This window comes from Aedoeadaptatus acetigenes (genome assembly GCF_025566985.1).
In the GTDB taxonomy this organism is placed as follows: domain Bacteria; phylum Bacillota; class Clostridia; order Tissierellales; family Peptoniphilaceae; genus Aedoeadaptatus; species Aedoeadaptatus acetigenes.
Window position 1 is genome coordinate 95,301 of record NZ_JAOQJD010000003.1, and the last position, 23,175, is coordinate 118,475.

At 50.1% G+C, this 23,175-nt stretch carries 15 protein-coding genes and 1 tRNA gene; 2 read left to right on the forward strand and 14 right to left on the reverse strand.

Translation table 11 applies throughout. The features are described 5' to 3' along the window. Positions 1–27: 27 nt before the first annotated feature. From mgtE to OCV31_RS02170, 3 genes are all read right to left on the reverse strand, one after another. Positions 28–1,356: a magnesium transporter gene (gene mgtE / locus OCV31_RS02160; protein WP_148472193.1), complete on the reverse strand. Its 1,329-nt coding sequence runs from the start codon at positions 1,354–1,356 to the stop codon at positions 28–30. 161 nt (positions 1,357–1,517) lie between these two features. Next, on the reverse strand, positions 1,518–8,204 hold the full coding sequence (locus OCV31_RS02165; protein WP_148472195.1) for a S8 family serine peptidase: 6,687 nt from the start codon (positions 8,202–8,204) through the stop codon (positions 1,518–1,520). Positions 8,205–8,722: 518 nt separating this feature from the next. Then, positions 8,723–8,799: transfer RNA gene (locus tag OCV31_RS02170), tRNA-Pro, on the reverse strand. 157 nt (positions 8,800–8,956) lie between these two features. On the opposite strand from OCV31_RS02170, the gene OCV31_RS02175 reads away from it, so the two are divergent. Continuing rightward, complete coding sequence (locus OCV31_RS02175; protein WP_108832209.1) at positions 8,957–9,445, forward strand: ferritin family protein; 489 nt, start codon at positions 8,957–8,959, stop codon at positions 9,443–9,445. 260 nt (positions 9,446–9,705) lie between these two features. Here OCV31_RS02175 and lepB read toward each other — a convergent pair whose 3' ends face one another. The 9 genes from lepB to OCV31_RS02220 all read right to left on the reverse strand — a co-directional run bounded on the left by lepB (position 9,706) and on the right by OCV31_RS02220 (position 20,468). Further along, positions 9,706–10,275, reverse strand: coding sequence for a signal peptidase I (gene lepB / locus OCV31_RS02180; RefSeq protein WP_148472197.1), 570 nt, complete (start codon positions 10,273–10,275; stop codon positions 9,706–9,708). 110 nt (positions 10,276–10,385) lie between these two features. Continuing rightward, a complete protein-coding gene (gene gloB / locus OCV31_RS02185) occupies positions 10,386–11,078 on the reverse strand; it encodes a hydroxyacylglutathione hydrolase (RefSeq protein ID WP_148472199.1) in 693 nt (230 codons plus the stop codon). A gap of 119 nt (positions 11,079–11,197) precedes the next feature. Continuing rightward, positions 11,198–12,925 (reverse strand): vWA domain-containing protein, encoded by a 1,728-nt coding sequence (locus OCV31_RS02190; protein WP_148472201.1) that lies wholly within the window; start codon positions 12,923–12,925, stop codon positions 11,198–11,200. Then, positions 12,922–13,830 carry an AAA family ATPase gene (locus OCV31_RS02195; protein WP_148472334.1) on the reverse strand — a complete coding sequence of 303 codons (909 nt, stop codon included), beginning with the start codon at positions 13,828–13,830 and terminating at the stop codon, positions 12,922–12,924. The genes OCV31_RS02190 and OCV31_RS02195 overlap by 4 nt, the downstream gene beginning before the upstream one ends. 64 nt (positions 13,831–13,894) lie before the next feature. Continuing rightward, entirely contained in the window at positions 13,895–15,412 is a 1,518-nt protein-coding gene (gene murJ, locus OCV31_RS02200; protein ID WP_148472203.1) for a murein biosynthesis integral membrane protein MurJ, read from the reverse strand. A 6-nt stretch (positions 15,413–15,418) separates the two neighbouring features. Further along, positions 15,419–16,438: a polysaccharide deacetylase family protein gene (locus OCV31_RS02205; RefSeq protein ID WP_267303748.1), complete on the reverse strand. Its 1,020-nt coding sequence runs from the start codon at positions 16,436–16,438 to the stop codon at positions 15,419–15,421. A gap of 9 nt (positions 16,439–16,447) precedes the next feature. Continuing rightward, the gene (locus tag OCV31_RS02210; RefSeq protein ID WP_148472205.1) at positions 16,448–17,833 is read right to left on the reverse strand and encodes a hypothetical protein; all 1,386 of its coding nucleotides are present in this window, start codon (positions 17,831–17,833) and stop codon (positions 16,448–16,450) included. A 69-nt stretch (positions 17,834–17,902) separates the two neighbouring features. Continuing rightward, positions 17,903–19,555, reverse strand: a complete 1,653-nt coding sequence (locus OCV31_RS02215) for a hypothetical protein (RefSeq protein WP_148472207.1) — start codon at positions 19,553–19,555, stop codon at positions 17,903–17,905. Further along, positions 19,548–20,468, reverse strand: coding sequence for an FUSC family protein (locus OCV31_RS02220; protein WP_148472209.1), 921 nt, complete (start codon positions 20,466–20,468; stop codon positions 19,548–19,550). The genes OCV31_RS02215 and OCV31_RS02220 overlap by 8 nt, the downstream gene beginning before the upstream one ends. Positions 20,469–20,593: 125 nt before the next feature. Between OCV31_RS02220 and hpf the strand changes: the two genes are divergently transcribed. Next, the gene (hpf, locus tag OCV31_RS02225; protein WP_148472211.1) at positions 20,594–21,133 is read left to right on the forward strand and encodes a ribosome hibernation-promoting factor, HPF/YfiA family; all 540 of its coding nucleotides are present in this window, start codon (positions 20,594–20,596) and stop codon (positions 21,131–21,133) included. A gap of 47 nt (positions 21,134–21,180) precedes the next feature. Here the strand turns inward: hpf and OCV31_RS02230 are convergent, their stop codons facing one another. Beyond that, positions 21,181–22,455, reverse strand: a complete 1,275-nt coding sequence (locus tag OCV31_RS02230) for a sensor histidine kinase (RefSeq protein ID WP_148472214.1) — start codon at positions 22,453–22,455, stop codon at positions 21,181–21,183. Next, entirely contained in the window at positions 22,455–23,150 is a 696-nt protein-coding gene (locus OCV31_RS02235; protein ID WP_108831843.1) for a response regulator transcription factor, read from the reverse strand. Before OCV31_RS02235 ends, OCV31_RS02230 begins: the two co-directional genes overlap by 1 nt. Between the last annotated feature and the right edge of the window lie 25 nt (positions 23,151–23,175).

Sequence of the window (23,175 nt, forward strand, 5' to 3'; positions counted from 1 at the left end):
GCACCTCGCTTTCCTTTCAGTCGACAATCAGAAGACGCTCAGCAAATGGCTCGCCACCTCGAAATACACGAGAAGGGCGAAGGTGTCCACCAAGGTCGTAATAATGGGCCCGGCCATGACCGTCGGGTCCACGTGGATTTTGTCGGCGATCAAAGGCAGCATGCCCCCGACCATTTTCGAAAGCATAACCGTAATTAAAAGGGTCAGAGACACGGTGAGCTTCACAGGCAGGGTCTCCGGTCCTAAAAGAGTCATGCGGATAAAGTTTACGATCACGAGAATACTACCCGTAATAAAGCCGACGCGCACCTCTTTCCACATGACCTGAAGGGTGTCGGAAAAGCCGATGTCGCCGGTGTAGAGGAAGCGAATCACCGTGGTGGAGGATTGGCTCCCCGCGTTTCCGCCGCTGTCCATGAGCATGGGAATGTAGGCCGTAAGGGCCACACTGGCCGCCAAAAGGGATTCGTAGCGCTGAATGATAAAGCCCGTCATGGTGGCGGTGATCAAACAGATAATGAGCCAGGTGGTGCGGTCTTTTGCGATGGCGAAGATGGAGCGATCCAAATAGACGTCGTCGGAAGATTCTTGAATCCCGTGGATGTTCGACAAGTCTTCTTCGTACTCTTCGTGCATAATATCGACGGCATCTTCCAAGGGAACCGTCCCGATGAGGCGCCCTTCGGAGTCGGTGACGGGAATCTCCGACAAGTCGTAGCGGTAGGCGAGCTTTGCGACGATTTCCTGATCGTCCGTAGCCTGAACCGTGCGAGGCAGGGGATTAAGCATCTCTTCTACCGGCTGATCCATGTAGCGCAACACGTCGGCCAAGAACACGTAGCCCAAAAGCATCAAAGAATCGTCGGTGATCCAAATTTGCTCTAGCTTGTCCCCGTCCAAACTGGACGTCATAACGCGCTGATAAATATGTTCCATGCCTGCGGAGGCCTTGGCGGAGACGAACTCCACAGTCATAATGGCGCCGACGCTGTCTTCCGGATAGCCTAATAATTTATTGACGATCACCCGACGGTCGCCGGTGACGAATTCATCCATGAGGCGGCGCACCATATTGGCGGGCAACTCCTGCAAGGTATCCACCAGCTCGTCCTCGTCGAGCTCCTGAATCAGGGTTCGTATGGCATCGTCGGTGTAGCTGTCGATTAATTGACGCTTCGTGTCCCTGTCCAATTCCGCGAAAGTATCCGCCGCCTTGTCCTTATCCAAAAGCTTCAGCCACAAGGCCACGGATACGGGATCCATGTCCTGCAAACGATCCGCCAAATCCACCGGATCCATTTGATTGATTTCCACTTTCAGAGACTTAATTGCGTCCACATCGTAATTACGCGTCATATCGTCCCCCCTTTTCTAAAGAAAAAGGATCGAGCGCACTCAATCCTTTTTCTTTGTTTCCAATGAATAGCCAAATTATATCATAGGCCGTGGAAAGAAGATAGTTTTCACATATTTGCACAAAAAAAGACAGACCGGTCTTTCCGATCTGTCTTTTGATTTTAGTGGCCGAATTGATAGATGACTTTTGCCAGTTGCGCGCGGGTGAAGTTTCCTTTCGGAGCGAAGGTTTTGTCTTCGTTTCCTTGTAGGATTTCGTAGCGGCTCATGTGCATTACCGCTTCTTGTGCCCACGAGGGAATGGTATCGAAGTCGGTGTATTGCGGCACTTGTTCTGTTTCTTTCAATTGAATTTTTAAGGTGTTGGTGTATCGGTAGAGTATGGTCGCCATTTCGGCGCGATCCAGTGTTTTGTTCGGTGCAAAGCGATTGTCGCCTACGCCCAGGACGATTTTGTTTTCTGCCGCCCACGCGATGTAGGGGGCGGTGAAATCACCTGCGTCCACGTCTTTGTATGGCGCAAATTGATATTTGCTTGTGTCCACGTTTGCGTAGCGTGCCAGGACGGTGACAAATTGTGCCCTTGTAACGGGGTAATCGGGCATGAAGGCAATGTCGCCTGCAATGTTGTTGAAGTAACCTTTTGCCAAGGCATCTCGTATAACGGCTTCCGCCCAGTGGCCGGTGAAATCGTCTTTTATTTGCGGCGCTTTGTTTCCATTGGCAGGATCTTGGGAAGCGGATCCCCGGTTCGGTGTAGAGGGGAACCGATTTTGACTCGATCCTCTACTGCCTGGCTTCGTTCCGGGATCGGGCTTCGTTCCGGGATCGGGCTTCGTTCCGGGATCGGGCTTCGTTCCGGGATCGGGCTTCGTTCCGGGATCGGGCTTCGTTCCGGGATCGGGCTTTGTTCCGGGATCGGGGTTGCTCTCCGTATCTTTCCATTGCGCCGTAATGGTCATGCTGTCGTGAATGGTGACTTGGGTGCCGGGTTGCATCAGTTTGCCTGATACGAGCCAGCCGACAAATTCCTTTCCTGCCGGTGCTTGCAAGCCGTTTTGCGGCAAGGTAATGGTAGAGTCTTTTTCTACTTCCCTGGATTGTTCCATACCTTGTCCGCATGCTTTTTCGAAGTTGACGGTTATTTTTTCTATAGGTTTGGCGTATTTAAAGACGGCGGTAATGTCGAGATTTTTTGTGGCGTTAAGGACTTCGCCCGGTTGACGTAACCCTTTAAGGTCTTCCTTTTCCGCCGAGGGTGCCCTGCCCTGTGCTCTCGACACGCCATCCATAAAGGCGTTGGCTTCTTCTACGCGCCATCCCGCGAAGACTTTGCCTTTCGGCGCCGTCAAAGTGCATTCCGGCAAGGCGAAATCTTCCCCTTGGACGATGCTTGCGGGTGCCATGGTGCCTCCGCCTCCGCCGGCATGGAATTTAACGGTGACCTTCGTATTTTCCTTTTTGACCAGTTTGTCTTTCTCAGGATCGAAGCTCATAATTTTCACGGTCGTATTCCGCGCGTAGTCTTTTGCCACGACTTTGATTTCATAAGGAGCGTCGCCGTATTTTTCTAAGTTCGTGTCGGCGATGTAAGGTTTGCCGTTAATGAAAATTTCTTTTTCTTGGATTTTTCCTGCTTTTTCGTTGCTACGCTTATCCGTTACGCCGACATAAAGTTTTTTGTCCATGCCATAGGGAATGGCTTGGCCATTTTCTACGGAATCTTTGGAAATAGTGACCTCGGGTTTTACATCATCTAAATAGAGATGGTATTGGGTTCTGAGGGCTCTTTGAACGACATTGCCTTCGCCGTCTTTAATATCGCCGGGCATGCCGTTTCCGGAGTAATCTTTTGCCGCCCAGTCCAGGCGATCGCCGTCTTCGAAGGGTATTTTCACTTCAAAGGGTCGGCTGTTGTCGCTCTTAAGGTCGCCGTAGATCAAGTATTCGTCTACAATGCTTTCATTGATGCGCAGGTGCCAGTTGAAGCCGCCTTTATCGCCGACGACGCCTTTCATTACCAAGGGGCTCTTGCGAACGTAGAGTTCGCTGTCGGCAGTGGGGTTGAAGAAGTTTTTATCCATATCCAATTGCACAGCGTCTTTATCGAAATAAACGCATTTGCCTTTTTCGGAAATGAGATTTTCTTCTTTCAGTTCTACCTTGCCGTCCTTTTTAATCGCATTACCCTTTTCATCTAAGGCAATTCTGTAAACTTTGTAGTTTATGTGGTTAAAGCCTTGGAGAATATTGAAACGAATATTTTCGTCTTTTCCATATTCCTGACCTTGTTCGCAACGGGATGCGTCGCAGTAATACACGTCGGAGCTTAAGGGCTTTAAGCCGTTTTTGCCCGGGTTGAAGGATGTGATCTTTACGGCGTAGCCTTTGTAAATCTTCAGCTCTTCCCGCATTTTAAAGATGGTTTTGCCGTTGACGTCTTTAGCTGCTTCTACTTTGCCGTTTAAATCGCTATTGCTAAGTTCTTCGATATCGCCGACTTTGGATTCGACGGGGTGGAACTTTTTCGCTTCTTTTTTCTTCGTTTCGGGCATTCTAAAGAAGATTTCTTTGCTCTTTCCCTGTTGATCGACGACGAATAGTTTAATATCCCGTTCGTAGTTGGTTCCCTTATCGTTATTGACGTCGTCTTTGTTGCCGTAGAAGTCGAAGGAAAGGGTATTGTTTTTGTCGTTGTAATCGAAGGTCATGACCTCGGCCCGTTTGCCGGTTTTTATCATGGTCGCCGATTGATAGTAAAGCTTCGCCTTCTTCGATACATTTTTGAGGGTGCCGGATACGCGGAAGCCGCCGTCTGCATCGGGTGTAATTTTGCCGACATAACCTTTTGCCTTTAGATCCTCCATGGTTTCCTTGGTATATTCCATCTTCGTTCCGTCTTCATAGAAGAGGGGGTTGCCGTCGGCGTCGAGTTCCCCATAGAAATCGCCGTAATCGGTGTAAGGCTTTTCTTCGCCGGTAACAAAATCGTATTTGTTATAGGTCTTGGGTTTCGGCATCCTCCGTAAATCGGCTTCTTCTATTTTTCCTGTAGTGGAATGTTTTTCATCCAAGACAATCTCCGGCTTTCCTTCGACCTTTTTGTCGTTTCCTTGTTTTTCTTCTTCCGGTTTGTTTTCAAGAGGCGCGGCAGTCTTCAACTTGCTGCCGTCGATGGCATACTTGTCATCTGTCTTGTAGCCCTCTTCATCCTCGTTTGCCTTTGCGTTTACTTCATATTTCAGCTTCCCGTCGGTGAGATTTTTGTCGAATTTCACGCGGAAGGTGTCGGAGAAGTTGGTGGCGCCGTCGAGGGCCGCCAATTCCAGGGTTTTGCCTTGAAGATCGCTGTTGGCGCCTTTAATGACGTAGTGCGTTTCGCCGGTATTGGCATCGTAGCCTTTGTTGAGAACTTTTAGATTCGGCTCTTTAATTAAGTCGCCGTATTCATCCACAAAGGATGCGCCTAAGAACCAAAGTTTGTTGGAAACTTCTTTAAAGGCCTCGGGATGTTGTTTTTGATCGTAATTAAACCACGTCTTCGATTTGTCCGGGTTTTGGTGATAGGTGTCCTTCGCCACGACCTTAATTTCATCGGGGTTGGAACAATCGACAGAAAGAATCTTCGGCGCCGTATTGTCAACTTTTACAGGAACATAGGACACTTGATAGGGGTAATCCGGGGTGAGGCGGTATTGGAATTTGTAGTAGTATTGTCCTTCCGCCAAGGGCGTCAGACCCGGCTCGATGTAGTCTCCATCTATTTCCATGGTTTTCGGCGAATACACTTTGCCGTCCCATTGCATTTCGGGGAATACTTTCATCTTGGATTTTTTTAAGCCCTTTGCCGTGTTGCTCTTACAGTTTAAAATGCCCTTAACAAATTGTTGTACGGAAAGCACTTTAAGGTTCCGTTGGCCCGCTTCTTCCTGCTGGTTGACGATGGCCACTTTCGCGTCGTAGGCGGAGCGTAAAATAAGGGGCGTAGGCGTTACCATTTTATCGGTGGTGTAGCCCTTGATAATTTTACTGTCGCCGGTGGTTTGTTGCATAAAATCCATACTGTTATTCAAGGAGAAGAAAGCGGGGTCTTGTTCAAAGTTCGGGTTGCCGTCTTCAGTGTTTTGAATAACGCCTGCCGGGTTAAAGAGGTCGATGCCGTGTTCGCCTCCGCGTCCGCGGTTCATGGTGCCGGGGCGTTTTAAGTTGCCTTCGTCGTCGTGGCCGACGATGCCTTTGGATTTAGATCCATCTTCCCACGCCCATTTGTCGATAATGGTTTCTTTGTTCCAGTCTCCTGCAAAGCCCATGACCGGCATGGAAAGGGAAGGTTGTGCGTTTTCGTTTTTGCCGTCGGCAGCTTCTTTCGATTCAAAACTCAAGAAGCTTTCCACAAATTGATTGTTCGCTTTGCCCGTTTCCATTTTCGCCGCCAAATTGTAGCTGCTGTGTGCGGGAACAGTTATGGTTTCGGAACCAAGGCTTAAGCGGGCACCTTCTACTTTTTTCGGATGGATTTCCGCTACGATCTTTTGTCCGTCTTGGCTCTTTTCGTCTTTGTATTCTTCGTCCAGTTTTTTCACCGGCGTTTCCCCGTCGGTGGTGACCGGGCTTGCGGACACGTTAAATGTCAGGTCGCGGTCGGAAATGTTTCGAAGGGTAATGGTGAAATCTTTCGATCTGTCTTTAATTTCCCGCAAGGAAGCGGAACCGTAATCGTTGGATTGGCCGTCGCCGCCTTTGGCTTTTACGGACACGATGACATTGTTCTTCAACGCTTTTTCCACGTCGATAATACCTGCCCCTTGTTGACGAGGCGATGCAAACAGCGTTTGATTTTGTTCATCTTTCGTCGTCGGGTCTTTCATGGGCCGCGCCGTATTTTGAAGCATGATCTTCGTCAAGGTTACGAGGTCGATGCCCGATCCTTTAATAAGAGGATCTTTTTCAATTTGTTTTAAGCGGGGCCGAATCAATACGGTGGACGCGGAGACCACGGGGGTCGCCATGGAAGTGCCGCTCATGTATTGATAGGTGCTCTTTCCGTTGATGACGTTAAGTGTGGAGTAAATGTTTTTACCGGGAGCGGATACGTCGGGTTTTAGGAGCAGGTCGGTACGGGGTCCCCAGGACGTGGAGCCTGCCGGCACTTCTTCGTCGCCCCATTTGATTTTATCGTTTAAAAATTCGACGGAAAGATTCTTTTCCTGTCCGACGGCAGGTTTGTGTGCGTCGAATGCCTTCATGTCGATGCGGTAATCGCCTTTTTTGTTTTGCTTTTCATCGGCAGTCGTTTGTTTGCCGGTGATCATGTCCCAAAGATCTCGGCCATCGTAACCGGATACGGAGAAGACTTGTACTTGTGTACGTTCATCTTGTTCGTATCCCATGGCAGGCACATTTTCCCAGTCGTCGCGGTTGTAATAATTTACGGTGTTGACGACGATAACGCCGACTGCGCCTTTGTTTTTAACTTTTTGGAAGGCGTATTTCATGTCGGTTGAGAAAATACGATCCATGACCACGATTTTGCCTTTCACGTCTTTTCCGGCAATGTCTGCGTCTTGGCATTTACCTAAGTAAATAAAGTCGTAATCTTTTTGGGTGAAGTGGTTTTTGTCGAAGAAGGCGCCGATTTGAGAATAGCGCATATCTTTTCCCCCGATCTTCACACCGTTAAATTCCACGACGGTATTTCTCGACGATGCGACGGCGATGGCATCTTCATGTGCCGCCGTACGGGTGACGTTCCCCGTGTCGGTCATGTTAAGGGCATTGTTGCTGTAACGGTCCCATGAGGAATCCGATGCGGATGTGGCGTAGTTCCCCGTGGCGACGCAAACGGGAATGTCGGCTTTCCTCAGGCCGCGAATGGCTTGCCAATATTTTTCGCCCACAAGGCCCGTGCCCGTAAAGCCCGACGAAATGGAAATAACGTCCGCTCCGTGGGTAATGCAGTCTTCAAAGGCGTGGAACATGGTTTCGTCGCCGGCAAAGCCGTCGCTGGCGTCAGAGTACATTTTGTACGCCATTAATTGGGCGTTGGGAGCAATGCCGCGGATCCCGTTTTTAGCCTGAAGATCTTGTTTCGTGGCGTTGGCCGCTAAAATCCCGGAAATGTGCATGCCGTGGGGATCGTGATAATCGCTGCCGTCGTCATACATTTCCTTCGTAATCACGCCGCCGCTTAAGTAGTTGAAGCTACGAGGCACTTTCGGCGACAAGTAAAAGGGCTTGTCCTCGGGTTTTAAATTTTTTTCCTGTATTTTAGCGGCCGACAAGGCGTCGTCATCTAAGCGCATGTCCTTGTGCTTGTAGTCCATCCCCGTGTCGATGTTGGCGATGAGCATACCGCGGCCGTCGTAATGTTTCCCGATTTCGGGATTGGTGGCATTGATGGCCTTTAAGTAATCGGTGGCTTTATCCACTTTGACGACTTCGCGCGCATTTTCCATTAAAGGTTCGAGGGTTCCGCAACGCTCCACACTCTTGACCCCCGGCAATGTTCGGATAACTTCCGCCTGTTCGGGATAGGTTTGTATGGAAACCGCATTAAAAAGAATGTGATAATCGTATAGGATTTTCACATCTTTCATCTTTTTCAATTTTTCCTTCACCGAATCACGCATCGCTTCTTGTGAAAACTCTACGATGTAGGCGAATTTTTCGTTTTGCACTGCCACATTTTTCTGTGACGCTTCAAATTTTTTTACGATGGCACTGGCTTGCGGCGCTTTATTATGTACCGTCGCCTTTTTGGTGACGTCAACAGCTGCTGCAAGCGCACTTTCAGCCGATGAAAAAATCATCGTCGCCGCCAAAAGCAAGCTAATCGTCTTCTTCTGCATCCAAAACCTCCTTCAGTGGATCGCTAAACTATTCTTGGGAACGATAACTATTATCGTTCGATAAAGATTATAAGTTTCTAACTATTTCACGTCAAGAGACTCTTTACTTTACTGAAATTTAAACAAGTCTTTCACTGCAGGCGGATGATCGTGGTGGATTTTTTCGCGAGAACGTTCTAATTGATAATATTAATCGAAATTAATTTATTCCTTTTTCGAAAATCGATCGATCATTTTATCTTCTCTGAAAATAAAAAATGCCTTCTAAAAAAAGAAGGCATGAAAAGTTTTATGTCACGTATAATTTTTTACGACGAGGGTTCTTCCAATGCTTCGATGGACTTGATTTCATCCAACAGTGGCTCGCCCGCCTTTCCTCTAAACATCGTCACATACAAATCGGGATAAAAGTCGGGAAATCGGGATCAAAACCTCGATAAAGGGATGAGATGAAACGAAGATTGAAAAAGAAAAACGGCTGATTTACGCCGTCAGACGTAATCAGCCGTTTTTACAATTGGTCGAGATGACAGGATTTGAACCTGCGACCCCATGTCCCCCAGACATGTACGCTACCAAACTGCGCCACATCTCGATGCAACAATGGTATTATAACAACTTTACAGAGCCTTTGCAAGTGGCTCGACGATATTTTTATTTTAAGCACTACAAGGCTTCTGTACATTGGTCATTTTGCGGATCATGTTGTACAATAGGGTTGAATCATTTTATCATAGATTGAGGAGGAGTTTATGAGTCAACGAGTAGATGGAAAGGCCATTTTAGAACTGCTGGCCAAAAACGAACAAGAGGTCGCCAAGGTGTATCGTTACCTTGCGGAAGACGCAAAGTTCGGCGATATGTTTTTTGAAATTATGGCAAAAGACGAGGATCGCCACCACGATGTGTATTTGAATTTGGCGAAACAAGCCGAAGCCGACGGCGGCTGGGTCGTAGAAAAAGACGACTACGACTATTTCCGCCTTCGCCTGGAGAGAAGCCTCTTGGCGAAGCCCGAAGAGCTCGTCGAAAAGGCGAAGAAAATTCGCGACAAGATGGATGTCTTCGAATTGGCCGAACGCATCGAACGGGAAACCGTGGAAATCGTGCGGGAACTCCAGGACATCGTGCCCCGCTTTGCGCCGAAGGAATTAAAACTTATCGAGCAACAGGAAAAGGCCCACTTGAAGAAAGTGACCGAGCGAATTCGCGACAACATGCTTAATGTGCGCGGCATGTAATCGAAAAAAGAGAGCGTCCCGGATTTAGACTAATCCCATAAGTTAGACTTAATCGAGTAAGCAATTCGCTTGCTCGATTTTGTTTTACATATCATTCCTTCTATGCGAATTCCATGGATTCTCGGTATTCCTTCGGACACAGATCTTCCAAGCTCGGCAGAATACGGTCAAAGTAAAATAATTCAATACATTTCTCTCTTACGCAACTATATAACGATAAAGACGGGGCATAGTCATTACGCCCCGTCTTTATCGTTATACTAATCAAAATGTCTGATTTTTGTTAAAGGGAAAATTCTATAGCTAACTTTGCCCACTACATTCTTAAAAGGAACTTCGCCAAAAGTCCTACTGTCGATACTTCCTCCAGGATGCCTATTATCGCCAACTACAAACAGTTCATCTTCCGAAATGGCATGAGGCCCGGCTAAATGAATTGCTTCAGTGTACAAATCATTTTCTATGTAAGGTTCATTTAGAAGTTTATCGTTAATATATAATTTTCCTCCTTCTATACTTATCTTATCGCCCGGTAAGCCTATTATTCTTTTAATGTATAGCTTTTTATTACCTTTTGTCGGAGGAGAGAAAATTATTATCTCTCCTCTCGTGTATTTTGGATGTTTAATGATGTTCTCATATTTTTTGACAATTAGTAATTCCCCATCTTCAAATGTAGGATGCATAGAACTTCCATCCACATAAGCAGTCTGAAAAATAAAGGTTCTGATAAATAAGGCCAACAAGAAAGCGACTCCTATGGTTAAAGCCCATTCTCTTATACTTCTTAGTTTATTAGTATCTTTAACAGCACAAAATATTTTTTTCATTATTTGTCACCCCACAATAGTCTCTGGTACAACCCATCGTACACGAAGCATATTGCAAAATCAAACCCATTTGTAATGCAACAAACCACCGGCAAAGCCGGTGGTTCTGATTAGCTGCGATCGCGCTCTTTTCGGTAGCGGACAAATTCGTCGAAATCGTCGATGACGAGGAAGGGATTCACCTGCTTTTCCTTTCCGATGGTGGTAGGGAGAGTCACGGCGCCTTCTTCTCTCAGGCGGCGCACCCGCTCCAATTCGTTTTTCGTGGCGTCGTTTTTTAAATAGTTCACGCTCTGTTCAAGATTGGACAGGGAGTATTCGTGGGCGGAATAGACTTTCACCTCATCGTCCATGGCCTTTAATGCCGCAAGGCTTTCAAACATGGCTTCGTAATCGCCGCTGAAGACCCGCCCGCAGCTGGAAAGGAAGAGGGTGTCGCCGATAAAGAGATGGTCCTTCATTTTGTAGGCCACATGGCCTTCCGTGTGGCCCGCCGTGGCGATGACATCAAAGGTTTCGCCCAAGGCCTCGATGTGCTCTCCGCCTTTTACGATTTCCGTGGCCACGCCGGTTTCCTCGGGGCCGTAGACCGGCGCCGGATGGGCTGCGATTAAATCTTTCACGCCGCCGATGTGATCCGGGTGCTTGTGGGTTAAGAGCACGGCTTCGAGCACGTAGCCCTTCGCCTCCATAACTTGAAGCAAGAGATCCGCTTCCGAGGGATCCACCACGACGATGCGCTTTTCTTTTTCGATGATCCAAATATAATTATCCGACAGTGCCGGCAGGGGCATAATGTTCATTTTCTTCACCTCATCTACCTTATACCCTATTTTCCTTTTCAATCGAAGACATTCTTATTCCCCTTGTTCCCGACGCGGGATCGGTATTCAAACAAAAAAAGAGCCCTCGAGGCTCTTTTCTATTGCAAGCGTTCCACCACGCTCTTTAAATATTTTCCAACGACCACGGAGAAGCGCTCCAAGTCTTTGATACGCACAAAGTCCGTGCCGAAGATGAGTCTTTCCTGATCCAGCTCCTTGTCCTCGCCGGTAAAGACGCCGAGGACGGCGCGCTGCTTGAGTTTTCCCTGAAGCACTTCCGCCGCCGTGTCGTAGACCGCATCTTCCCCTTCGTAGTCGACGACGCTCCCCTTGGCCGTGTCCAGGCCGATGGAGAGAAGGTCGTTTGGCATGCCGTCGGAAAGGACGATGAGCACTTTCGTGTCCGATTCGATTTCTTCCATGGTATTGAAGACGTAGCGCAGAGCGAAGCCGTCGCGATTGGATCCGCTGGCCTTGTAGGAAAAGATCTCGCGATTTTCTTTGTTGTCGTCTTTGTAGTCCCGGAAGATGCGAATGATTTGGTAGTTAAAGAGATTGCAAAAGCCCATGACGCGGGTGGGTATCCTCAGTTGGGTCAGGGCCTCGGCGATGAGAAAGCCCTGAATGGCCACTTCCGCCTGGCGATCCTGTTGGGAGCCGCTCATGTCCAAAAGAATGTCCACGGCAAAGGAATTTTCCTGCTCGAAGGAATTTTTCTTGAATATGCGGTCGTCGCCTAAGATCACGTGGCGCCACAAGAGGCCGGTGTCCACGGCGCCGTTGGCGGCGCGCACGGCTTCCTGTGAGGAGTCGTCTAAGAGGTTTTTTCGAATGATTTCTCTTAATTCAAAGATGGATCGTTCGTAAATGTGGCGGTCTTTCTCGTAAATGGCTTCCGTCTCCTGCCTTTGGGCGAGAACTTGGTCTTCGAAAAACCGCGCGCCCATGTCGTGTTCGAAATTTCCCTTTGTCACGTGCAGGCGCATGCCGTGGTGCATGCCCGTGGCGATGGCAGATTCGATTTTTTTGGTCTTGGCGGGAGAAAGGCATTCCTTGCCGTAGTGTTTGCGCACCCGATTCAATGTGCGGGCTTCGCTGTCGGCGCGGGTCCGCGTAATGGACGCGTCGGATTCCACGACTTTCGACGTATCTCGAATGACGCCGGAAAATTCCGCCGACTCGATGATCTCCGTGTCCTTGTCTTCGATTTTTTCCGCTTTGGTCTCCACGATTTGGCGGCGCTTTTTCTTCGGCTCCGGCTGATCCGGCGGAGGCGGCGTTTCTTTGTCTTCGATCTTTTTTTCCACTTCAAAGGTCAAGGTGGGGTTCACGTGGAAATGCTCCCGCCACAGCCGCGCCAGGTAATCGTAGAACTCGCCTTCGTTTTTTATTTTATCCCCGGCGATTAATTTTCGCATTAAGGGCTCTAAAAAAGTGCCCGCGCTCATGGGCTTGCCCATGCGGTAGGCGGCGTATTGCATTTCGATTTCTTGGGCCATGTCCCGTTTGTTTAAAAAATCCAGTGCTCGGTAGCGAGCCTTGTAGGCGTCTTTGGCCATGGCCTTGATTCCCGGGCGCTCCGCATAGAGGTCGGCCTTCGTGTATTGCAAGGCCAGGATCCGCGCCACGGCGTTCATGTCCTTGCCGTTTGACACATTTTCCGTGTTCTTGGCCAGGAAGTTCGCCAGGCGATTTTTCGGAAAGGCCCGATCGATCATTCCCGATTCCGCCGCATCGAAGCCGTCGCCCTCGCCCTGGTAGCGGCGCTGGTAATTGCCGCCCACGGTCCAGTACACATTTTGCCGGCGCTTGTCCGTCCAGGTCATCGGAACAATTCACCTTTCGTCACGCCTTTTGCAAATAGGGTGTCGATGACATCGTCCACCACTTCTTTTTCGAAGCGGTCAAAGGATTTATTGACGATGCCCATGTTCAGGGCATCTTTCACATCCAGGCCCCGCTCGATCATATTTAGGGCGCCGAAAAGGCCCCGCATGTCCACGGCCTTCGAGGAAATTTCCCCTTCCAAACTCTTGTTTTGAAGATCCGTAAAGAGGCGGGCGAAGAGCAGCATGCCTTCTTCGTTTAAATTGGTTTCTTCGCGCAAAATCTGCTTCAGGCCCTCCCCTTCGAGAATGGGCATGTCGATGACCATAAAGCGGCTGATCAAGGCCTCGTTTAATTCCCGGGTGCCCATGTAGCCGTAGTTCATGGTGCCGATAAAGCGAGTGGCATCGTCGAGAGGAATGCGGTCGTAGCCGGGCACGTCGATCATGCGGCGAAAGTCCAGGGCCGAGTGCACCACGGAGAGGGATTCGTTTTTCGCCATATTGATTTCGTCGAAAATAGCGAAGCCGCCCTTTTCCGCCGCCAAGGTGACGGGGCCTTTTTTCAATACCACTTCCCCGTTTCGGAAGGTGTCCACACCGATTAAGGAGGCGCTGTCCACATTGACGTTTAAGGACATGTTCCACATGGGGCGATTAAAAAGCTGGGCCAGGTTTTCGGAAAAGACGTTTTTCCCCGTGGCCTTCGGGCCCGAAAGCAAAATATGGTAGCCGGATAAAATGGCGTAAATGGCTTTTTCCCAAATGCTTTTTCCGTAGTAGCGGTAAATGGATACAGGCACGCGGTCCGCCACGGCGGGATCCACTTCGTGTTCACGGACGAATTCTTCCACCTCCTTCAACAAGGTGGCGTCGATGGCTTGTTTGTGTAAAAATTCTACCAATTGTTCTCTCTTCATGCTCTTCCCTTCTCTATATTATTTAATTAATTTATAGTCTCGCTCTAGTTTATACCTTATTTCTCTTGGCATAAAGCAATTTTTTTATTTGTTCGATTTCATCAAATTTCATCACGAAGGCCAAAAGGAGGTAGCTCACCCCCGCCACGACGATGGCGCCGATCAGGGCCACATTGGGCGAAAGAAAGCCCATAAGGATTTTCTCCGCCACCTTGGCGAATAGACCCATAAGGGCCGAAGCCAGGGCGATTTTACCGAGATTTTTCCCGCCGCGGGTGAGCTTTAAGCCCATGGCGGTGCGCTTTAAGTGGATCAACATACCCACGGCCCCCACCCAAAGGGAGGCGGAGGTGCCCATGGCCAGGCCTCTAAGGCCCACGAGTTTCCCGAGGATAAAGCTCAGGGCCACGTTCACCGCTACCATGTAGGCGGCGTTGATTAAGGGCACGGCGGCGTCTTTTCGGCTGTAAAAGATTCGGACGCCGATTTCACGTATGCCGATGGCGAAAAGCCCCAGTGCGTAAAACAATAGCACTTCCCCCGTGGCGCGCACGTCTTCCGCGGAAAATGCGCCGCTTAAAAACAAGAGCCGCACGATTTCCTTGTGAAAGCACACGACGCCCACGGTGGCGGGCAGGACGAAGGCCGCCATGAGTGAGAGGCTCTCCCGCATCACCCGGGACAGTTCCTCGCTGCTTTCATCTTCCACGAGCTTCGCCATGCGGGGATAGGTGACGGTGACGATGCTCGTCACCACGATGCCCGTGACGAAGCCCTGAATTTTCGTGGCGTAATTAATCACCGCCACGCCGGTGGGAGCGATGGTGGAGGCCAGGGCCTTGCTCACGATGTTGTTCAGTTCCAAAACCGAAGTGGAGATCAATATGGGCAGAATCAAAAGCCACATTTTCTTCATGGCCTCCCCCTTTAGGTGATAGCCTCGTCGCAAGTGAAAGCCGCTCTTTTTCAAATAAGGGAGAAAGATCACGTATTGGAAAGAAAAGGCAAAGAAAATGCCCAGGGCCAGAATGCGCAAGTCGCCGGCGCGGCCTAAAAACATGGCGACGATTAAAATGGAGTTCATGACCACGGAGTGGAACATGGACACGATAAAGTGTTCGTGAATTTGCAAATAGGCTTTGAATATTGAAAAGACGGCCGTCACCGTCATGCTCAACGCCGTCACGCGGCTCATGGCGACGGTTTTTTCGAAGGTGGCTCCGTGAAAGCCCGGCGCCATGAGGTGCACCAACGTCGGCGCAAAGATAATGGCGAGAATGCTCAACACCAGGGCGATGGCGGCCACGGCGAAGGCCAAGGTGGTGGTAAAACGATCCGCCTCGTCGTCTCCGCCTTTGTGGGCCATTTCCGTATAGACGGGAATAAAGCCGCCGGAGATGGAGCCGGCAAAGAGATTGGAGAGAACCATGGGCAGGGTAAAGGCGATAAGAAAAATATTCGCCACATCCGATGTACCAAAAAAATGGGCTAGGGCTTTTTCCCTAGCCAATCCAAAACATTTGGTCCCTATGGTAATGAGCATTAAGAGCAGGGATGTGTGTTGCATAATTCCCTACTTCAAAATGCCGAAGCTGTAGCCGTCGTCGCGAAGGGCGTCGATGACGTGAGGCAAGGCGTCGGCGCTAAGCTGTTTGGTTTCCGCGTCGTGCATTAAGATCACGATTACCGAGGCGTCGTCGTTTTTCGGCATGGATTTCTTTAAAAATTCCACCAGACCCGGCGCCGTCGTGGGGCGGCGGCTCGCCGGTTCCGCATCGCCGGTGAGGGCGTTCCAGTCGATCCAGGAAATTCCCAAATCCTTTAACTTGCTGTCGGCTGCCTCGAGGCCTTGCCAGCTCATGTGCCCGCCCGGGTAGCGCCACACGCCGGAATGGAAGTTTTTGCCGAGAATGTCTTGAAGGGCGCCTTGGGTCTTTTTCGCCTCCTCTTCCACGGCGGCCGCACTGGCTACCCGTCCCGGATAGAGCTTGTGGTAGTCGTGGCTGTAGGAGTGAAGGGCGATGGCGTGGCCGTCGGAAAGTTCCCGAAGGAGCACGTCCCGATTCTTTTCGCCGACGCTTTTTCCTATGACAAAAAAGGTGGCGTGGGCTTCTTTTTCCTTCAAGGTATCCAGGATTTGAGGCGTAATTTTGTGATTCGGCCCGTCGTCAAAGGTTAAAAAGGCGATTTTCTTCTTTCCCGTGTACTCCCGCTTGCCTTGAATGATGTCGGAGATTTCGCCGGCGTCGTAGGCGTAGTCGGAGGCGCGGGTAATGTGGTTTTCGCCCTTGGCCAGGCGAATTTCAATGCGGTCATTAATGATGTTGTTGGTTAGGTTGCCGATTTCTTGAGGCGTATAGGCCCGCTTCGGATTCAGCGCGTCCATATTTTTCAGGACAAACCATTCGATTTGATTGCCGCCTACGCCGGATGCGCCCTTTCCGGCCAGGCTCTTTAATTTATGAAAGGCGCCGGCGAAGAGGACGACGATGACGATTAAAAGGACCACGCCGCGAATGCGCGCTTGGCGTTTTTTCTTTTTTATGCGCGCTTTTCTGCGTCGCCGTTGTCTTTCCATTTCTTCTCTGTTCATAACTCCTCCTTAAGGATGCACCGTAATGGTCTGTGCTATCTTCACGCCGTCGCCGTAGACATAGCCTTTCAGCACATTGCCGTTGTATAGCCACAGAACCCGCCGGCCTTTCAATGTATCTTCTATATTTACCATGTCCAGAAAATAGGCCATGTCGGAATCTAAATCCCTTAACTCGACTGCGTTCCCCTGACCCAGCGCCAGGTAGCGATCGCCCATAAGCTTCACGCTGCAGCGCTTGCTCTTGTCGTAGGCCATGGACGCCTTGACGTCGCGGGTATCTGCATCGAGGACCGTCACAAGTCCCAGGTCCTCGTCGTTTAAGAGGACGGAAGATGTGCTCAACTTGGCTTCTTCGGCCCGCGAATCCAGGGGGATGTCTTCCCGGTCTTCTTCATGTAAATAGAGCTCTCCGTCGAGTCGGTAGATGACGCGGCCGTTTCGCGCCTCGAATGCTTCCGCTTCTCTGTCCACCACCCGCTTCAGCACTTTCGATTTCGGCTCGTAGGCGTAAATGCCGCCGAGCCTTTGAAAGTACACGCGACCGCGATCGTAGCGGAAATTTTTCGCCCCTTCCATGGCGTAGGGCACGGGGTAAATCCTGCGGCTCCCTTTGTCAAAGGAATAAATCACGATCCGACGCCCGTCTACGGCGAGAACCGCCTTCGCCTCCTCGTCGTAATCCGCGGGGGCTTCCAAGGCCAAATTGCCGGTGTAGCGAACGGACTGCTTTTCGTCGATGTAAAAAAAACTGCCCAAGCCGCCGGGCACTTTTTCGCCCCAGCCAATGAGGCGGGTGCCGTTCGTGTCGAAAATCTCCGTTGCCATGGTGCCGTCGCGGTAGGGAGAAATGCTTCCCACTTTCACGGCGCGATCGGGCACCACCTTGCTCTTTTCCCTCGGCGGCACGATGAGCATGCGGGTTTCGTCGCCCGAGATATTCACCGTGTAGCCCATTTCTTTCAGCGAAAAGACCAGAGGCACATAGAGTACGTCCCCTTCAAATGTGGGATAGGCTTCCGCCTCCGCTCGGCCCGATTGGCGAATCACCGCCCTCTTGTCCACGGCCATGTAGACGCGATTGATTTGATTGAGGGTAATGATCTTGTCCTCGGGCAGGTAACTTATGCGGTCCTTGCCCACCAGGTGGACGAGATCCTTATAGGCCATAGCCCAGGCACCGTTTATTTTTTTTATGGGATAGGTGTAATACACCTCCGCCGCGCCCTTCGACGGGCGAAAGGTTAAAAGCTCCGGCACATCAGCGGGCGTTTCCACCGCCGGTTTTTTCGATTGAATGTCGCGAAAAAACCGCTCCTCCAAGGCATAGGGCTTTGCCCCTGCCAAAAGAAAGGCGAGGAGTAAACAGGCCGCGCAAAGGGCTTTTCGTCTCATGATCCGCTCGCCTCCTCTATTATTTTACCACAGCCTAAGGCCTCGAAAATCTAAATTAGATAGCTCTTATCATTCGAAGGGCGCAATCACATTGTCTTTTTCCAAAATGCCCATGTAGCTAAAGGCCGCCGCGCCGAAATCCGTGGGAATGAAAAACACATCGCCGCCGGGATCCACGGCCATATCGTAGAGATCCAAATCCCGCCCCAGCTGAAGGATACGCAGGCGAATCATGGCCTCTTTATCCTCGGGCGCTTCGATTAAAAGGCCCGCGCCGGCGCCGGGTTTTAAGCTCTCGGCGAAGACTTCCTGTATGGGCCATTGGCGGAAGTAGGTGTCGGTGCCTCGAAATTTTTCGTTTAAGAGCGTGCTTACCCAGAGCACCACCTTGTCTTCGTCGTCCATTTGCATGTACTGTTCCAGGCGGATCGTAGGAAGAAGCAGGCCGTCTTCTTCAAAGATCATGCTCTTTAAAAGGGCGAATTTTCTGAAAAAGACCAGCTCCGGAAAACTGCTTTCCCGATTGGCCTTGCTCGTCTGGAGGAAAATCGGCACATTCTTTCGCACCAGGGCCAGGCTCTTTTGATTGATGGCGCCGCTTTTCGTAACCACAAGGTCCTGATCCAGCACGGTTTCCAAGTAGCGATCGAACTGATCGATCCAATTGGAGGAACGGTTCATTTCCCCACGGGCTTTGACCAGGCTGTTGATGCGATACATCCCCCGCACGGAGCGGGCAAGGCGCCTTTTATAATCCAGAATTTTTTTGTCCGCAGGCTCCAGAGATTTTCGTCCGGCGTCGTTTTTTTGCTCCACGCACCAGCGGCGGAGCAGCTCGTAGATGCGGAGCAATTGGGCGTCGTCGATAAAATCCCCGTCGTTTGATGCGGCGATCATCAGTTCGTCGTAGTGGATGAAGCGATTGTCCTCGAGATTCACGCCCTCGGCCATGAGCGCCGCCGAGTCCATGTGCTCGAGAAGGTACATGTCCGCGATTACCGCATCTTCGTCCTCTGAAAACTCCTGGGCCAAGGCGAGAATGCCGTCGTCCACATCCAAGAGTTCATCGTCCTCGTCAAAGGGATAAGGGACCTCGCGCTCCTGCGCCTGAACGTAGGCCAGGGCAAAGAGAAAGAGAATCTCGGGATTGCCGTTCTTTAAGGTTTCCTGATACACTTTCGTGTTCTCGCGAATCATGGGCTGGCGCTTTTTCAGCTCCTCCACCTGCTCGGAAAAATCTTTCCGCAGATTCTCCGGCACGACATTCGCCTTGTTGAAGAGGAAATGGCCCACGGAGGAATCCACGATGCGGCCTAAGAAGATCTCCCCCTCGTTCAGCTCCTTCGCCCCTTCCGTGGCCTCGATGATGACGGCGGGCTCGGGAAATAAAATGCTTTGCACGTAAATGCCCCCCTCGCTCTTGTAATTGACGCGGTAAAGGGAGAGATAGGAATCGAAAATGCGTTCCAAATAGGGCTCCACGCCCCGCATTTTGTGAATGTGACGCCACAACTGGCCCACCAATTGGCTCGTGGTGGGGCGATTTTCCTCCGTATCGAACATGAGCCAGGCGGCCAAATCGAAATGGGATATGACGCTGCGCATGGGCGTGTACATTTCTTCGTCTTTAAATAAGTCGTCCATGGGGATGCTGTGGCGCGTGGAATCCACGATGGCCACGATATCATCCAGGGTTTTCAGCCAAAGCTGTTTGTTAGACATGGGTCACTCCTTCGTCGTAGAGGGCTTTTGTGGCCTGAAGTTTTTCCAACACCACGTGCACGTGAAAGTTTACGATGGGATCGGGAATCACTTCGTCCATGCCCTCAAACAGTTCCGTGTAGTGGAACAGTTCTTGAATAATCAATTTATTTTCCATGGTTAATTTACTTTCCATAATGTTCATTTGAGACAAAACCCGCAAAGAAACAAAGCATTCGCTGAACAGATCCAGGAGGTTCTCCACGCCGTAAAGGTCCAGCTCCCGAGCAAAGGGCTCGGTAATTTCCTTTTTTATGAGTTCAAAGGATTCCTGGGTCTTAATCAATTCTTTTTCCAGGGCGTCCAGCTGCGGCTTTTCGTCGGCGAGAATAATTTCCTCGGAGAGGCGGAAAATATCTTCGTAGGTATGCTCCAGCAGGTTTTCAAAGCTTTTCTTCGGCGTGGGCCGGGCGATAAAATAGTTGATGAGTAGGGAGACGAAAATACCGAGAAAGGTCCCGATCAGGCGGTTGACGCCGTAGATTAATTGGGATTGATCCGATGAAAAGCTGGCCACGAAAATAATATTCGTGAGATTAATGAAGCGGTTCATCTTAAACTTCAACAGCGTCAGGATAATAATCACGATGCCGAAGCCGGCGATAAAGGGGCGAATGTAGATATTATCGGTAATCAGGGCCAAAACATAGCCTAAAACCACGCCCATGACGCAGGTAAACATTCGAAGCCTCACGGCTTTGTGGGTTTCGTGAACCGAGGGCTGCATGGTGGTCATGGCGGCGATGGCCACAAACAGTGGGGTGTGAAGCCCCAGTATATTCGATAAAAACAATCCGATAACCACGGCCAATGCCGTCTTAAAGGTGCGCATGCCCACGTGGGGCAGAAATTTTTTATTCGACGGAATGTTCAAATTCTATTCTCCTTTTTCACTTCTAGAAAAAGTATAGCAAACTGAAAAAAAACTGCAAGGGACGCCCCGTTTCAATCGCCCGAATCGGGGTATCATAATAAAAAGTAGTGAGAGGAGACATGACTATGCGTATTGAATTTTACGGAAAGAACATTGAAGTAACGCCGGCTTTGAAGAAGCAAGCGGAAAAGAAGTTGTCGAAATTGGACAAGTACTTTGCCGAAGAGGTGAAAGCGAAAGCCACGTTTTCCGCCACCAAGGGTGATCACACCACCGAGATCACGGTGTTCTTACCCTCCAGCATCGTCCGCGCAGAAGAGACGACACAAGACATGTACGCCTCCATTGATTTGGCCGTGGACGCTCTGGAGCGGCAAGTGCGCAAGTACAAGACCCGCCTGAAACGGCGCAATCAAAATGCCGATACCATTCGCTTCGAAAACTTCGAACAGGCCATGCCTGAATCGGAAGAAGACGAACAGGGCAAGATTATTTCCAAGAGAAAGCACTTCAAGCTTCTGCCCATGCACGAAGAAGAAGCCATGCTTCAAATGGAACTCTTGAACCACAATTTCTTCGTCTTCTTAGATGCCGAAGACAGCGAACCGGCCCTGCTTTACAAACGGCGCGACGGCAATTTCGGCCGCATCGACTTCGATATTTAATCCGATACACTCCCCATAATAAAGAAACCGGACGCTCTGTCCGGTTTTTAATTTTTGGATTCAATTTCTTTCGGCAGCTCGATAAAGACCTGGAAGTAGTCTCCGTCGATAATCATGCGAAATTCGCCGCCCAAAATCTCCACCAAGTTTTTTGCAATATAAAGACCCAGGCCGCTGCCTTCCGTGGTGCGGCTCTTGTCCCCGCGAATAAATTGACTGGACAGCTCGGCGGTGGACTGGTTGATCTTGTTTTTCGACCGATTCTTCATATTGAAGTAGATCTTTTCCCCCACCACCGAAGTGTTGGCGGTGACGGTGGTGCCTTCTTTTGCGTATTTGTAGCAATTGGTGAAGAGGTTTTGTACGACCCGACTTAAGACATTGCCGTCGGTGTAAATGGGAATGTCTTCCACGTCGGAAGTGTAGGCGAAGTTTAAATTTCTCGATTCGTAATCGGCGGCGACGTCGCCGTAGATCTGGCCGATTAATTCGTTGAAGTCGATAATCACCGGCTCCAAGGTAACATTGCCGCTGCCTGTCTTTGAGGCTTCAATCAGATTGATGATCATGCTCTTGAGCCGCTCGGAATTGCGCCCCAAGATGTGGATGTAGTTTTTCGCCTCGTCGTCCATGACGTCTTTTTTGCTTAAAATATCGGCGTAGTTAATGATGCTCGTTAGGGGCGTCTTTAGATCGTGGCTGATATTTGTGATGAGCTCCGTCTTCATTTTCTGGGACTTCACCTGGGCCTGGGCCGCCTGATACATGCTGTCTTTGATTCGGGTCAGATCCATTAAGGCCTCGTAGGTTGATTCCTTCATCATGGGCGAAAACACCGTAATGTCCACATAGCTTTGGGTCTCGGCGATGGCGGCGCGGAGAATGCGGTTTTGAATGACCTCATCTTCCCCCATAAGCATGAGCCGCAACACGGGCATAATCAAAATGCCGTAGAGCACGGGAAAGCCCGTAAGCACCATGAAAAAATACAGGATTAAAATAATGTTCACGAAGCAGAAGAAGCCATAGATGGCTTCTTTTTTTATTTCCCGCACCAGATTGACCGTAAGCCAGGTGCGCGTCGTGGCTCGCATAAAGAGCTTCACGCCCCAAAAGGCCAAGAGGAGCACGAGGGTCGCGAGGCCGTAGAAGGCGGAGCGGGAGGGATCGTAGGCCAAGCCGCCGAAAAAGGATGCGAAAAGATTCATGCACCCCATGACGAACCACAGATCCACCCAAATGATTTCCAGATAATTGGTCCGCGCGTAGGTGTAGGCGCGGGATTTAATTCTTCGGAGAAGCCCCTTGCCGCCTTCGGGCATCAGTCCACATCCTCAAACTTGTAGCCCATGCCGTAGACGGACTTAATGTAATCGGGCTTTCTCGGATTGATTTCCACCTTGTCCCGCAAATGGGAAATATGCACGGAAATGACTTTTTTCACGTCGTGGGCAGCTTCTTCCCACACGATTTCGTAGATTTCGTCGCTGGAAAAGACCCGCCCCTTGTTTTTCATAAGCAGGCGCAGGATCTTGTATTCGTGGGGCGTTAAATTGGCCACTTCCCCGTCGACCCGCACTTCCTTGGCATTGTCGTTTAAACTGATGCGGCCCACGGTGTAATTGCCGTCGTCGATTTCCGCCGCGCCTAAGGAGGTGTAGCGGCGAATGCCGGAATTGACGCGGGCGATGAGTTCCACGGCATTAAAGGGCTTGATAATGTAATCGTCGGCGCCCATGTTCAGGCCGATGATTTTATCGGTAATTTCACTTTTTGCGCTTAAGATAATAATAGGGATGTTGCTGGTTTCGCGGATTTTTAAAATGGCGGACATGCCGTCCATATTGGGCATCATTAAATCCATTAAGACCAAATGGATGTCTTCTTCTTTCATGACTTCCAGGGCTTCGAGGCCGTCGTAGGCCGGAAAAACCTTGTAGCCTTCCGCTTCTAAGTAAATTTTTATTGCAGAGACGATGTCCTTTTCGTCGTCGCAAACCAAAATGTTGTATTGCATAAATCCTCCTCCATGATGGGTCTAT